General features: G+C 66.3%; 14 protein-coding genes. 10 read left to right on the forward strand and 4 right to left on the reverse strand.

Features of this window, described 5'->3' with window-relative positions; genetic code table 11:
• Positions 1–35: 35 nt before the first annotated feature.
• Positions 36–572 carry a TetR/AcrR family transcriptional regulator gene (locus AC4LGL_RS10800; protein WP_491838688.1) on the reverse strand — a complete coding sequence of 179 codons (537 nt, stop codon included), beginning with the start codon at positions 570–572 and terminating at the stop codon, positions 36–38.
• 88 nt (positions 573–660) lie between these two features.
• On the opposite strand from AC4LGL_RS10800, the gene AC4LGL_RS10805 reads away from it, so the two are divergent.
• Both AC4LGL_RS10805 and AC4LGL_RS10810 read left to right on the forward strand, forming a co-directional pair.
• Positions 661–1,917, forward strand: a complete 1,257-nt coding sequence (locus AC4LGL_RS10805) for a cytochrome P450 (protein WP_491838689.1) — start codon at positions 661–663, stop codon at positions 1,915–1,917.
• A gap of 9 nt (positions 1,918–1,926) precedes the next feature.
• Positions 1,927–2,118, forward strand: coding sequence for a ferredoxin (locus tag AC4LGL_RS10810; protein WP_064959915.1), 192 nt, complete (start codon positions 1,927–1,929; stop codon positions 2,116–2,118).
• 76 nt (positions 2,119–2,194) lie between these two features.
• Here the strand turns inward: AC4LGL_RS10810 and AC4LGL_RS10815 are convergent, their stop codons facing one another.
• On the reverse strand, positions 2,195–3,424 hold the full coding sequence (locus AC4LGL_RS10815; protein ID WP_491838690.1) for a cytochrome P450: 1,230 nt from the start codon (positions 3,422–3,424) through the stop codon (positions 2,195–2,197).
• Between the two features lie 29 nt (positions 3,425–3,453).
• Between AC4LGL_RS10815 and AC4LGL_RS10820 the strand changes: the two genes are divergently transcribed.
• On the forward strand, positions 3,454–4,362 hold the full coding sequence (locus tag AC4LGL_RS10820) for a cyclase family protein (protein ID WP_491838691.1): 909 nt from the start codon (positions 3,454–3,456) through the stop codon (positions 4,360–4,362).
• The gene (locus AC4LGL_RS10825) at positions 4,359–5,537 is read left to right on the forward strand and encodes an alpha-hydroxy acid oxidase (RefSeq protein ID WP_491838692.1); all 1,179 of its coding nucleotides are present in this window, start codon (positions 4,359–4,361) and stop codon (positions 5,535–5,537) included. The genes AC4LGL_RS10820 and AC4LGL_RS10825 overlap by 4 nt, the downstream gene beginning before the upstream one ends.
• 45 nt (positions 5,538–5,582) lie before the next feature.
• Here AC4LGL_RS10825 and AC4LGL_RS10830 read toward each other — a convergent pair whose 3' ends face one another.
• On the reverse strand, positions 5,583–6,404 hold the full coding sequence (locus AC4LGL_RS10830; RefSeq protein WP_491838693.1) for a thioesterase family protein: 822 nt from the start codon (positions 6,402–6,404) through the stop codon (positions 5,583–5,585).
• Between the two features lie 12 nt (positions 6,405–6,416).
• A complete protein-coding gene (locus AC4LGL_RS10835) occupies positions 6,417–7,277 on the reverse strand; it encodes an SMP-30/gluconolactonase/LRE family protein (protein ID WP_491838694.1) in 861 nt (286 codons plus the stop codon).
• A 76-nt stretch (positions 7,278–7,353) separates the two neighbouring features.
• On the opposite strand from AC4LGL_RS10835, the gene AC4LGL_RS10840 reads away from it, so the two are divergent.
• The 6 genes from AC4LGL_RS10840 to AC4LGL_RS10865 are packed head-to-tail and all read left to right on the forward strand — an operon-like array spanning position 7,354 to position 13,317.
• Positions 7,354–8,058 carry an NIPSNAP family protein gene (locus tag AC4LGL_RS10840; RefSeq protein WP_491838695.1) on the forward strand — a complete coding sequence of 235 codons (705 nt, stop codon included), beginning with the start codon at positions 7,354–7,356 and terminating at the stop codon, positions 8,056–8,058.
• Between the two features lie 8 nt (positions 8,059–8,066).
• Positions 8,067–9,305, forward strand: coding sequence for a cytochrome P450 (locus AC4LGL_RS10845; RefSeq protein ID WP_491838696.1), 1,239 nt, complete (start codon positions 8,067–8,069; stop codon positions 9,303–9,305).
• Between the two features lies 1 nt (position 9,306).
• Positions 9,307–10,275, forward strand: coding sequence for a zinc-binding dehydrogenase (locus AC4LGL_RS10850; protein ID WP_491838697.1), 969 nt, complete (start codon positions 9,307–9,309; stop codon positions 10,273–10,275).
• Positions 10,272–11,057, forward strand: a complete 786-nt coding sequence (locus tag AC4LGL_RS10855) for an HpcH/HpaI aldolase family protein (protein WP_491838698.1) — start codon at positions 10,272–10,274, stop codon at positions 11,055–11,057. The genes AC4LGL_RS10850 and AC4LGL_RS10855 overlap by 4 nt, the downstream gene beginning before the upstream one ends.
• 38 nt (positions 11,058–11,095) lie before the next feature.
• Positions 11,096–11,800 carry an SDR family NAD(P)-dependent oxidoreductase gene (locus tag AC4LGL_RS10860; protein WP_491838699.1) on the forward strand — a complete coding sequence of 235 codons (705 nt, stop codon included), beginning with the start codon at positions 11,096–11,098 and terminating at the stop codon, positions 11,798–11,800.
• Complete coding sequence (locus AC4LGL_RS10865) at positions 11,782–13,317, forward strand: flavin-containing monooxygenase (RefSeq protein ID WP_491838700.1); 1,536 nt, start codon at positions 11,782–11,784, stop codon at positions 13,315–13,317. The genes AC4LGL_RS10860 and AC4LGL_RS10865 overlap by 19 nt, the downstream gene beginning before the upstream one ends.
• The last annotated feature ends 1 nt before the right edge of the window (position 13,318 follow it).

Consider the following 13,318-nt stretch of genomic DNA (forward strand, 5'->3'; position numbering starts at 1 on the left):
GCCGCCAGCGTAGCGCTGGGCGCGGCTTGCCCAGGTCAATGCGGGTTTCGGACGCCTGCGGCATGGCGGAGCTGTGCGAGGAAGTCGTCGGCGTCATCGCTGCGGACCAGGTAGTGGCAGACCGCCACCCGCACCGCGGTGGCCGCGGCGATGTCGGCGTCGGGCCCGGTGGTCAGCCGCTGGAGGCGCTCCCGCATCAGCGGGATGACCTGCGTGAGGCGTTTGATGACATGTTCGGGCTCGATATCGACCATGCGCAGGCCCGGATAGGACTGCTGGTACTCGACCACTGTGCGCAGGGCGGCATCCAGGTGCTCCCCCTCGGGCAGATCGGCGGAGGCCTCTGCCACCGCCTGTTCGTAGTACCTGCGCTCCCATACGACGAACGCGTCGAGCAGCTCCTGCTTGGAGGCGAACCAGCGGTAGAGCGTAGGTCGGGACACCCCGGCCTGCACCGCCACCTCGGACAGGCTGAGCTTGGTCATCCCGTTGGCCCCGAGCACCTCGGCGGTGGCGGCCAGGATCCGCCCGCGGGTACTGCTCTCGTCGTCGACAGACGCTATTTCCGCCATGCCCACAGCTTTACAAACTATCGACGAACTGTCACGCTAATTCGTGGCGCGACACCGTGGTCGAACGCCTGTGCAGGGAGGGAATACCGTGACAGTTGCCAGCTCACCGCAGGCACGCGAATACAGCCCATTCGACATCACGTCGCACGACTTCTGGAGCCGGCCGTTCGCGGAGCGCGACGAGACTTTCGCTCGGTTGCGGGCCGGTGAGGGCCTGAGCTGGCATGAGCCGCTGTCGACACTCTTCGACGTCGAAGAGCCGGGTTTCTGGGCGATCACCCGCCGCGCCGACATTCAGTTCGTGAGCCAACACCCAGAGTTGTTCACCTCGACCAAGGGTGTGGCGCTGGATCCGATGCCGGCCGACGTGCAGAAGTTCGCCACGTTCTTCCTCATGATGGATCCGCCCGAGCACACCACCTATCGCCGCCTGATCAGTTCGGCGTTCACCCCGCGGAACGTGCGCAAGATCGAGGAGCAGATTCACCGCAACGCGGTTGCCGTCGTCGACGACCTGATCGGTGCCGGCGACGTCGATTTCGTCGAGGCCTGCTCTGCGCAGCTTCCGATGCGGACGATCTCCGACATGCTCGGGGTGCCCACCGCCGATCAGCCTGCACTGGCCAAGGCGGCCGAAAAGCTCTTCAGCATGAGCGACGACGAGTACTCGTCACTCGAGGAGCGGGCGATGGCCACCATCAACGAGATCATGCTGATCTCGAACACCGGGGTCGAGCTGGCCAAATTCCGGCGGACCAACCCCGGTGACGACCTGATGACCAGCATTGTCAACGCCGAGGTCGACGGCCACCGGCTCACCGACGAGGAAATCGGGGCCTTTCTGATCCTGCTGGCCTCGGCCGGCAACGACACCACCAAGCAGACCACCACCCACGCGATGATGGCACTGGCTGCCAACCCTGACCAGAAGGATTGGCTACTGGAGGATTTCGACAACCGGATCGGTCTGGCCACCGAGGAATTCGTGCGGTGGGCCACCCCGGTGATCCAGTTCGCGCGGCATGCCACCGAGGACGTCGAGCTGGCCGGTCAGCAGATCAGGGCCGGCGACAAGGTGGGCCTGTTCTACTGTTCGGGCAACCGGGACGAATCGGTGTTCACCGAGCCCGGCCGTTTCGACCTCAGTCGTTCGCCCAACCCGCAGGTCGGTTTCGGCGGTGGCGGCCCGCACTTCTGCCTGGGTAACCAGCTGGCCAAGACCGAGCTGCGACATCTGTTCCGTGAGTTGCTGACTCGGCTCAAGACCATCGAGTTCGGTGAGCCCGAACTGCTGTACAGCAGCTTCGTGCACGGCATCAAGCGCGTGCCCGCGCACATCGCGTAGGTTGCGACCGTGCGCGTCGAAGTCGATCTGGGCAAGTGCACCGGACACGGCATCTGCGAATCGATCGCCGAGGACGTGTTCGAGGTCTCCGATGAGGGCATGGTGCACATCCACGGCGACGATCACCCCGAGAGTGACCGGGAACGGTTGCAGCAGGCCGTGACTCAGTGCCCGGCCGGGGCGTTGCGGATGCAGGGCTGAATCACGTCGAGCGGCCAGTTATGCCACGCGATTTCCCGGAATTCGTGTCATAACCGGCCATTGGGCGACTGAAGCGTCAGCCCAGCGACACAAGGACCCGGCTCGGCCCGCGCACCGTGTAGTTGGTGCCGTAGTCCAGCGGACCGGCCAGCTGCCAGTCGCCCACGGTGTCGATCAGTTCTTCGAGGAAGATCTGGGCCTCAAGGCGGGCCAGGTTCATCCCGAGACAACTGTGCAGACCGAACGCGAAGCCCAGATGCGACAACTTGCGCCGGGTGACGTCGAAGTCGTCCGGGCGCTCCCAGCGTCGCGGATCGCGGTTGGCCGCGCCCAGGAGCAGAGTGATCCGTTCACCATCGGCCATGGCAACATCACCGACGGTCACGCCCTCACCGACCACATCGCGGAAGATGGAGTGCGACACCGTTTCCAGGCGGTGCACCTCTTCCACCGCGTCCAGCGCCAGCGTGCGATCAGCCTGCAGGACTCGGCGCTGATCCGGATGGGTGGCCAGCGTCGCGACGATCTGGGCGAGCAGCTTGGCGGTGGTCTCGTTGCCGGCGAACACCAACTGGGTGTTGCTGGCGACGATCTCCTGCTCGGTCATGTGCTCACACGCGTACTCGTGGGCGACCATCGTCCCGATCAGATCCCAGCTGTCGTCGGCGGGGCAGCCCCGGCGGGGCAACTGCTCGCGAATGTAGGAATTCAGTTGGGCGGTGGCGTGTTTCCCGGCCGCGATCAACTCGGCGCCGTGTCCGTCCGGCATGCTGTAGCCCTCGGCGGACGCACCCATCGCGTCGCTCCACGCCGTGAACTGGCCGACCATCTCCGGCTCCACGCCGAGCATGTGCGCGATCACCTCCGTCGGGATGCCACGGGTCAACTCCGAGACCACCTCGACGGTTTCCCCGTCACGCAATCTGGCGGCGACCGGCTCCAGTCGGGCCCGGACGATCTCGGTGATCACCGGGCGTAGCTGTGCCAAGGTTCTGGGGCGGAAATCGCCAGACCAGATCGACCGGATCTGATCATGATGCGGACCGTCGTAGAACTCCATCGTCGGCCCGCCGAACACCGCGGCGTGCTCCACCTGACCGCGTTCGGAGCTGAACCGCGAAGGTGCACTGAGGATCTGCTTGACCAGGTCGAATTCGCCGACCATCCAACGGTTGATCCGCTCGTTGAAAACGACTCCGCCCAGATCCCGGATCTCGCGGTACCGCTCCCACGGCCCGGCGACGAACGCCGGGTCGGTGGTGTCGAACGACAGCAGCGGAAAATGGGTGGCGACCATAGCTGCCATGTTGACAATTTTGTGCAATTCTGTAAAGCGTGAGTTTCAAAGACCTCGGCCGCGAACTGTCCAACTGGGGCCGATGGGGGCCCGACGACCAGATCGGCACCCTCAACCTCGTCGAGCCGCGCCACGTGCAGGCCGCAGCCGGTGAAGTCCGTTCGGGCAAGGTGTTTCAGCTGAGCATCCCGGTGGGCAAGGACGGTCCGCAGAGCGGTATCGGCGGCCGGCTCAACCCGGTTCACCTGATGTCCATGCAGCCCGATGACTGGGAACCGCACGGGCTGCAGGTCGCCGACGACTGGATCATCATGCCCCTGCAATCGGGCACCCAGTGGGACGCCCTGTCGCATGTCGCCTACGACGACAAGCTGTACAACGGCTACTCGACAGACCAGGTCCGCACCCGCGCCGGAGCCCGTCAGCTGGCCGTCGACGCCTTCACCGACAAGATCGCCGGGCGCGGGGTGCTGCTCGACATCGCCCGGTTGCACGGAGTGGACTGGCTCGAAGGTGGCACCGCCATCACGCCGACCGACCTCGAGGCGGCCGAACAGGCGCAGGGCGTGACCGTCGGAGAGGCCGACTTCCTGCTGGTGCGGACCGGTTGGCGGGGCAGGCTGCTGGCCCAGGGCCGCGACGACTGGATGTCCACCGAGCCGGGCCTTGGCATCGACTGTGCGCGCTGGTTGCGTGACCGCGGTGTCGCGGCGGTGGGCAGTGACAACTGGGCCATCGAGGTGATCCCCAGCGAGACGGGGGAGACGCTGCCACTGCACTGCATCCTGATCCGCGATATGGGCATGCCGCTGGCCGAGATCCTCGATCTCGACGAGCTGGCCGCCGACTGTGCTGCTGACGGCCTGTGGACCTTCCTGTTCGTGGCGCCGCCGCTGCGCATCAGCAATGCCGTCGGGTCGCCGGTCACACCCATCGCGATCAAATGAGCCCGGCCTTTCAGTATCGGTTGCGCACACCGACCCCGTTGGTCACGGTCGAGGACTTTCGGGACGCGGCGCGCCGGGTGCTGCCGGAAATGGTGTGGGCCTACCTCGACGGCGGGGCCGAAGACGAGCGCACGTTGCGTGCCAATCGCAGCGCCTTTGCGAATTGGACACTGCGCCAACGGGTCCTGTCCGGTCACTCCGGGGCTGACGTGGGTGTGACGATCGACGGACAGCGACTCGACCTGCCGGTGGTGCTGGCCCCCACGGGGCTCACCGGCCTCGCGCACTGGTCGGGTGAGCTGGCCGCTGCGCAGGCCGCCGAACGTGCCGGGACCCGGCTGACGCTGTCCACGGCGTCGTCGTACTCCATCGAGGAAGTCGCGGCGGGCACCTCGGCCGACCACTGGTTCCAGCTGTATCCCTGGGGCGATGGCCCGTTCTCGGATTCGATGCTCAGCCGAGCCCGCGACGCCGGGTATCGCACCCTGGTGGTCACCGTCGATGTTCCGGTGCAGGGCAACCGCACCGGGGAGCGACGCACCGGCATGGGACACCCGCCGATCCTCACTCCGCGACGGATCGCTGACGCCGCGATCCGGCCGCACTGGTGGTACGGGCTGCTGCGACACCAGCGGATGACGATGCGCAGCCTCACCCATACCGCCGGAGCGAAAGGGGCAGTGGAATCCGTCAGCATCCAAAATCGCCGGATGCGGCCGGATCTCAGTTGGCGTGACGTCGCCGTGCTCCGTGAGCGCTGGGACGGGCCTTTCCTCGTCAAGGGCGTGCTGGAGCCCGATGATGCGGTGCGCGCGATCGACGACGTGGGTGCCACCGGCGTGGTGGTGTCCAATCATGGTGGGCGCCAACTCAATGGCGCGATCGCGTCGGTCGACGCGCTGCCCGATATCGCGGACGCGGTCGGCGACCGCGCCACCGTGCTGCTGGACAGCGGTGTGCGAACCGGTACTGACGTCGTGACGGCGTTGGCTCTCGGCGCCGACGCGGTGCTGATCGGCCGGCCATACATTTACGGGCTGGCCGTGGCCGGCGGCGCGGGGGTGGGCGCGGTGCTCGACATCCTGGCTGCCGAGATCCGGTCCACGCTGACGCTGATGGGCGTCGCGAGCGTCGCCGACCTCGACCGCTCAGTTCTCCGCCGAGCAGACACTTAGGTACCCAAAAATGGCTATTGACGATTACCTACACGTCTCCTCGCGTTAGGAACGCTTGGGCGGGCGGGGCCGCACCAGCACGGACTGCTGGATCGCGCCGACCGCGCCGCTTTGGTCGAACAGCGTCCCGACCGTGGCGCCGATGCCGTCGGGCCCGTAGTTGGTGTCGGCACGGATGCCGATCCACTCGCCGTCGGGCACCCGGTGGACGTGCACGACCAGATCGGTGTTGAGGAACGTCCACTTTCGGATGTCGATCTTGGAGCCGATTCCGTTGGCGTCGTCGGCGACCGCGAACAGCCGCTGCAGCGGCGTCATCGGCTCGCCCTTGACCACGTCGACCGTCGGTTTGAGCCAGGACTCACCGGGCCCGGGGGCCTGCGGCACCGTCAGCCAGCGCCAGTCCACGCTGTGCACGTAGTTGGGCTCCCAGTTCTTGGTCATGTCGCGGCTGCGGGCCTGCTCCAGCGGTGGTAGCGGCTCGACCCCGGTGTGCGCGATCGCGGTGGTGTCCAGCTGCAACATCCGCCAACCGCTGGCCCGCGCCACCACCCGGGGATCACCATCGGGCCCGGGCGCCAGCATTTCGGCGCTGACCAGTTCGATCTGCTTGCCCGGTCGTTCCAGCTGCGCACGTACCCACAGGTCACCTTCCGACGGCACCCCGCCCATCAGATCGATCGCCACCCGGCTCAAACGAGTGTCGGCGCGGTGTTCGCAGCCTTCTAGCGCCCGCACCAGCAATGCCGATACCGGCGCACCGTGCTGGATCGCCGCCGACCACGTGCCGCGCGCCATGTCGGTCGCGCGAAATTTCTCGCCGATCGGATCGTTCTCGTCGATCAGCTCGTAGTAAGAGTCAGACATGTCTACCTGTCGTCAGTGGTGGTGATGTGCGTCGTGATCGCCGGGAGCGGGCGTTTCGACCATCAGCGCGTCGATCCGCGACAGTTTGGTGCCGATCAGTCGCTCCGGATAGGCGTCGGTGGTGGTGACCAGAAACAGGGTGCGTCCCTCGACACCGCCGAGGGCGCAGGCGATGGCGGTACGTCCGTCGGTTTCGAATCGGTGCGTGACGGCCGATCCGTCGGGCGCGATGCGCTGGAACTCGTGAGCCAACGTCAATGCCGCCCACACCCCGCCCTCTGCGTCGATGGCGAGACCGTCAGGAGGGCCGTCGAGACCCTCGGCGAACACTCGCCGGTCGGTGAGACTGCCGTCGGTGCGGACGGTGAACGCGCTCAGCCGTCGCGCGGTGGACTCCGCGACGATCAGGGTGCTGCCGTCCGGGGTGATCACCATGCCGTTCGGAAAGTCGAGATGTTCGGCGACGACAGCCGTGGTGCCGTCGGGGTCGATGCGCACGATCACCCCGTCGGTCCGGGCCTGCGATCCGACATAGGCCCGGCCGTGCTCGTCGACCACCATGTCACCGAGGGCGGCGGGGACCAGGTCGGTCAGATCGGCCAGAAGTTCGACGGCGTCGCCGTCGTAGCGCAGCACCTGGCGGCTTTCCGTGGACACGATCAGCAGGGTGCCGTCAGGCCGAAAACCCAACCCGGACGGGGAATGTCCGGGGACCGGCAGCGTGGTCATGGAGCCTGCCAGCGTGACCGTGTGCACGGCCTCGCCCAGCATGTCGGAAAACCACAGCAGACCCTCGAACCAGCGCGGGCCTTCACCAAAACAGAAACCCTGTGCCAGTTCGGTTGTCCCGGTTTGGTCGGTTCCCGCCGTCATGTTCCCGCACCTTTACAAAACACGCCTCAAGTGTCACGCTCGCAGGGTGTCACTGTCAACCACCGGAGCGCCCTAGATGAAGAAGTTCTATGGCCACACGCTGCTGTATCTGCACGAGACCATCGACCTGGGGTCGGGTCGGACCGATCGGTTCACAGAAATCTTCGGCGAGGTCTATCAGCCGATGATGGAGGACCTCGGAGCCCGGCTGTTCTCGATCTGGGAAACCACGCCGTACAACGGGCACTGGCCGCAGGTGACGATCATCTGGGAGATCGACGCATTTGCCGACTACGCCCGGATCGGCAAGGCGCAGGCGGTCGGCGGCAGCCATGAGAAGCCCGCACTGCAGTGGGCGGCCTACCTGTCCGAGATTGGGGCCCGTGGTGAGGGCCGAATCATGTACGCCGGCAAGTACAACAGGACCCTCGCGCAGCTGCGCGAGGCGAATTTCGGTGCTGGCCTGGTGATCCAGGAGATCATGGAGACCAAGCCGGGGCGCCAGGACGACTACATCCGGGAACTAGAGCGGCTGTATGTGCCGTGGTCGGAGAGTACGGGCAAGCGCTGGCTGGGCTCGTTCATCACGACTTTCCGGTTCAACGAGGTCATCCATTACTGGGCGCTCGACGATGACTGGGATTGTTTCGAGAACCACTACCCGTCCTGGAAGGGGAACCCGCCCGCGGAGATCGTCACCTGGATGAGCGTGGCCCCCGCGCTGCGCGACGGCTGGGAGGATTCGATCCTTTCGGCGCTGCCGCCGTCACCGCTGAAGTGAAGGCGGCCATGAACTCGACGAAACAGCCTCTGCTGCAGGACTTCACCTACGACCCGTTCGATCCGGAGGTGATGGCCAACCCGCTGCCGTACTACCGGATCCTGCGCGACGAGTACCCGGCGTATTACATCGACAAGTGGGACACCTATGCGTTGTCCCGGTTCGACGACATCTGGAACCTGCTCGGGGTCAACGACGGAACCTTCGTCGCCTCCGAGGGCACCCTGCCGGCCGCAAACGTGCTGGCGCACCGCAACACCGGCCCGGTGTCGGATCCGGCGTTGCATCCCATGCCGTTCCACGCCAACTTCGATTCTCCGCTCTACGAGAACGTGCGGCGCTGCACCTCGGCGCAGTTCCGGCCGCGGTCGGCGGCCAAGCTGGCAGAGCGGATCCGAACATTGGCCAACGAGCGCCTGGACGAGCTGCTGCCGCGCGGTACCTTCGACCTCACGCAGGACTATGGGGGCATCGTGGCGGCCGCGATGGTCTGCGAATTCGTCGGACTACCAGCCGATCTCGCGCCGGAGGTGTTGGCGACGGTCAACGCAGGCAGCCTCGCGCAGCCTGGGGAAGGGGTCGAGGTCGGCAACGCACGGCCTGGCTACCTGTCCTACCTCACCCCGATCATCGAACGCCGGCGTGCCGAAGGGCACGACGGCAGCGTGCCGATCGCCGATGCCCTGATCGAGTTCCGGTTGCCCGACGGCTCGGCTTTCGGTGACATGGAAGCTGCCGTGCAGATGCTCGGCGTGTTCATCGGCGGCACCGAGACCGTTCCCAAGATCACCGCGACCGGGCTGTGGCAACTGCTGCGCCACCCCGACCAACTGGCCGAGGTCCGATCCGATCTCGAGGGCAATGTGCCGATCGCCAGGGAAGAGATCATCCGTCACAGTGCACCCGCACAGTGGTTCGCCCGAACGGTCCGGCGGCCCTACACCATTCACGGCACCACGATCAACCCCGGCCAGCGTGTCATCACCCTGTTGGCCTCGGCAGCCCGGGATGAACGCGAATACGAGAACCCGGATGACTTCGTGTGGAACAGGCGCATCGAACGGCTGTTGTCGTTCGGCCACGGGCAGCACTTCTGCCTCGGCGTCCACGTGGCTCGGTTGGAGATCACCATCATGATCCAGGAATTCCTCAAACGTGTGCCCGACTACCACATCGACGAGTCCGCGGCATCGCGGCCGCCGTCGAGTTTCCAGTGGGGCTGGAACAACATTCCTGTGGAGGTATGACGTGTGGTCCTATCGGCTCGTCGCCCCGTACACGTTTGAAAGACAAGAGGTTTCAGAGCCCTCGGCGGAATCACTGGCCGACGGTCAGGTGTTGCTCGACTTCCTGGCCGCCGGGATCTGCGGCAGCGACCTGCCGGGGTTCCGCGGCACCCAGGGCAAGTTGCCGGGCGACACCGGGTGCTGCGCAGCGGAGATGACCGGCTTCCCGATCCACGAGATCGTCGGTGAGGTACTGGCCAGCCGTCATCCCGACCACCGGCCGGGGGAGCGGGTGGTCGGCTGGGCCTCGGGATTCGACGGTCTGATGGGACGCGTCGTCGCCGACGGAGCCGGACTGGTGGCCTACGACCCGGCGCTGAGCCCGGAGCATGCCGTCGGACTGCAACCGCTGGCATGTGTCCTCTACGCCGTCGAGCAGCTACCAGACCTGAAGGGCCGCCACGTCGCCGTCATCGGGCAGGGTTCTATCGGCCTGCTGTTCTCCTATGTGGCGAAAGCTTTCGGCGCGGCGCAGGTCACCGGCGTGGACCCGGTGGACCGCTTCTCGGTGAGCAGCCAGTTCGGTGTCGATTCCCCGATCCGGGCCACCAGCGACCGCTGGGTTCGGCACCTCGGGCCCACCGGTAAGCCCGATGTCGTGATCGAGGCGGTCGGACATCAGGTCGCCACGCTCAACCATGCCTTGGAAGCTGCCGGGTTCGGGGGCACGGTGTTCTACTTCGGGGTGCCCGACGACGACAGCTATCCGATCAGCATGCGCACGATGTTGCGGAACAACTTGACCCTGAAATCCGGTGTGACACTGGACCGTCAGCGCGTGCTGCGCCGGGCCGACGAGTTCGCCAGGGAGCATCCCGACCTGTTGCCCAGTTACGTGACCCACACTTTCGGCTCGGACGATGTGCAGGCGGCATTCGAACTGGCCTGTCGTCCGGTGCCCGAGCGCGTCAAGATTGCGATCAGCCGATGAACCCCAGCAGACTGCAGAACGCACTGGCGTCCAACGCCCAGGTCTGGGGCGGCTGGGTGGTCGGACCGACGATCCTCGGTCCCGAGGAGTTCGCCGCGGCCGGCTACCACTACGTCGGATTCGACGTTCAGCACGGCTATCTCGACGATGCGGACGTGGCGTTGCTGTTGCGGCGGCTCGAACACGTCCCGATCGCCACCGCCGTTCGCCTGCCCTCGGCCGATCCCGCACCGATCGGCCGAGTGCTCGACGCCGGCGCTGACGCGGTGATCATCGCGATGGTGGAATCGGCCGAGCAGGCCGCCGCGGCGGTGGCGGCCACGCGATATGCGCCGGCCGGGATACGCAGCTTCGGGCCGCTGCGGGCGGGTCTGGGACACGACACCGCTGCGTTGGAATCCCGGGTGAGTGTGTTCGCGATGATCGAGACCGCACGGGGGCTGGCCGCTGCCGACGAGATCTGCGCGGTGCCCGGCCTCGCCGGGATCTACGTCGGCCCGGCTGATCTGGCCATCTCGATGGGTTACCAACTGTCCGATGCCTGGACGCACCCCGAGGTGCGGGCGGCGATGGTCACGATCCGGACTGCCGCCCATGCGGCCGGGCTGGTCTCCGGGATCCATGCCGGGGCAGGAAAACTGGGAAAGGCAATGGCCGACTTGGGGTTCCAGATGGTCACGCTGGCCTCGGAATCGCAGGCGTTGCGCCGCGGCGCCGCCGAGCATCTCAACGAAGCCATAGGGCAGGCCGTGCCGGCCACCGAACGAGGAGGCTACAACTGAACGCAGGACCAGAGCCCAGCAGAGCCCGGGTGGCCTTGGTGACCGGGGCTGCCCGCGGACAAGGTGCCGCGATCGTGCGTCGGCTGGTGGCCGACGGCTACCGGGTGACCGCGGGGGATCACCTGATCCACGAACTCACCTCCACCACAACCGAGTTCGGCGAAAACGCGTTGGCGGTCGAACTGGACGTGACATCGCCAGAGCACTGGCGGGCCGCCGTGGCAGCCACTGTGGCCCGATTCGGGGCGCTCAACGCACTGGTGAACAACGCCGGTGTGCTGCACAGTGCCTCGATCGCCGAGGAAACTCCGAGCGGTTTCGAGAGCCTGTGGCGGGTGAATTGCCTGGGGCCCTTCCTGGGACTGCAGGCCGCGCTCGAGCCGCTGCGGCGGGCGGACAACGCCGCGGTGGTGAACACCTGCAGCACTGGCGCGATACGCCCGTTTCCACACCACGCGGCGTACGGTTCGTCGAAGTGGGCACTACGCGGGCTCACTCAGGTGGCAGCTGCCGAACTCGGCCGCGACGGGATCCGGGTCAACGCGATCTTTCCCGGACCCGTCGAGACGCCGATGCTCGACGAGTCCGCCAAGGCCCGGCTCACAGAGCGGGCGACGTTGGGGCGGCTGGGCAAGCCGAGCGAGATGGCCGACGCTGTGGCGTTCCTATTGTCGGACCAGGCGGCGTTCATCACCGGCTCGGAGCTCGTCATCGACGGCGGCCAATGTCTGAAGATCGGATGACGCCGGTGCCCAGCTCGAAACTCTCGGTGGGGATCATCGGGGCCGGCCCGGGTGGGCTGGCGCTCGGAATCTTCCTGAAAAAGGCCGGTTTCCACGATTTCACGATCTTCGACCGCGAAGACGGGGTCGGCGGGACATGGCGGATCAACACGTACCCGGGTCTGGCGTGCGACGTGAAGTCGCACCTGTACTCGTATTCGTTCGATCTCAATGCCGACTGGAGCCGGCTGTGGGCGGGGCAACCGGAGATCCTCGAGTACTTCGAGCGCTGCACCGAGCGCTACCGGTTGGGCCCGCATCTGCAGCTGAACACCGAGGTCACCTCGGCGCGGTGGAACGCCGACACCAACAGTTGGTTGTTGACCACAGCCTCGGGCGGGCAGCACCGATTCGACATCGTGGTGTCGGCGATCGGCCTGTTCACCCAGCCGTTGCAGCCGGATCTGGTGGCCGAGGAGCCGTTTACCGGCACCGTTATGCACACCGCGCAGTGGGATCACGGGGTGAAGCTGGACGGTGCCCGGGTGGCCGTGCTCGGTACCGGATCGACTGCCTCCCAAGTGGTTCCGGAGCTGGCGAAGGTGGCCGAGAAGGTGTACTCGGTGCAGCGTTCGGCGACCTGGGTGCTGCCCAAGCCCGACCGCCCGTACACCGACCGTGAACGCTGGCTGTTCGCCCATGTGCCGTTCGCGAAGAAGATCTACCGGACCCGGCTCTGGCTGCGCAGTGAATCCAACATCGCGGTCATCGAGAACGGCAGCGACAAGACCCAGGAGTTCAAGGCGGTTGCGCTCAATCTCCTCGAATCGACTGTGGCCGACGACGAGTTGCGGGCCCGGCTGACCCCGGACCACCCACTGGGGTGCAAGAGACTGGTGTTCTCCCCGGATTTCATCGCCACCCTGACCCGGCCCAACGTCGAGGTGGTCTCCAGCCCGGCTCGTGCGCTGCGGTCCCGGTCGCTGGTCACCGAGGACGGTCGGGAACTCGACGTCGATGTGGTGGTGTGCGCCACCGGTTATGCGGCGGCCGATTACCTGGGCGAGATCGAGGTGACCGGTGAGGGCGGGGTGTCGCTGCACGACACCTGGAGCGACGGGGCGTTCGCCTACCTGGGAATGGCCGTGCCGGGCTTCCCGAACTTCTTCATGCTGTACGGGCCGAACACCAATGTCGGCTCCAACAGCGTCATCTTCATCCTCGAGGCGCAGGCCCGCTACGTAGTGCGGGCACTCAAACACCTTCGGCGCAAACGTAAGTCCTATGTCGGGGTGCGTCCCGGCGCGATGGCCGCGTTTCTCGCCGACATCGACCGGTGGATGCAGGGCACCGTGTGGCTGACCCGGTGCAGCAGTTACTTCCGGGCTCCGAGCGGCCGGGTGGTCACCCAGTGGCCACGCAGCGCCAGAGCTTTCTGGTCGATGACCCGTCGGTTCCGGTCCGCGGACTACACTTTCGAACCGCCCATCAACTACCCGGCCCGGGTCACCGCGGCCGCCGATCGGACGGACGGCTGAG

Source organism: Mycolicibacterium arcueilense (assembly GCF_058536225.1).

Excerpts from the sequence above, each read along its gene's own strand:
- AC4LGL_RS10800 (WP_491838688.1), bottom strand. The coding sequence starts at position 572 with ATGGCGGAAATAGCGTCTGTCGACGACGAGAGCAGTACCCGCGGGCGG.
- AC4LGL_RS10815 (WP_491838690.1), bottom strand. The coding sequence starts at position 3,424 with ATGGCAGCTATGGTCGCCACCCATTTTCCGCTGCTGTCGTTCGACACC.
- AC4LGL_RS10825 (WP_491838692.1), top strand. The coding sequence starts at position 4,359 with ATGAGCCCGGCCTTTCAGTATCGGTTGCGCACACCGACCCCGTTGGTC.
- AC4LGL_RS10830 (WP_491838693.1), bottom strand. The coding sequence starts at position 6,404 with ATGTCTGACTCTTACTACGAGCTGATCGACGAGAACGATCCGATCGGC.
- AC4LGL_RS10835 (WP_491838694.1), bottom strand. The coding sequence starts at position 7,277 with ATGACGGCGGGAACCGACCAAACCGGGACAACCGAACTGGCACAGGGT.
- AC4LGL_RS10840 (WP_491838695.1), top strand. The coding sequence starts at position 7,354 with ATGAAGAAGTTCTATGGCCACACGCTGCTGTATCTGCACGAGACCATC.
- AC4LGL_RS10845 (WP_491838696.1), top strand. The coding sequence starts at position 8,067 with ATGAACTCGACGAAACAGCCTCTGCTGCAGGACTTCACCTACGACCCG.
- AC4LGL_RS10855 (WP_491838698.1), top strand. The coding sequence starts at position 10,272 with ATGAACCCCAGCAGACTGCAGAACGCACTGGCGTCCAACGCCCAGGTC.
- AC4LGL_RS10865 (WP_491838700.1), top strand. The coding sequence starts at position 11,782 with ATGTCTGAAGATCGGATGACGCCGGTGCCCAGCTCGAAACTCTCGGTG.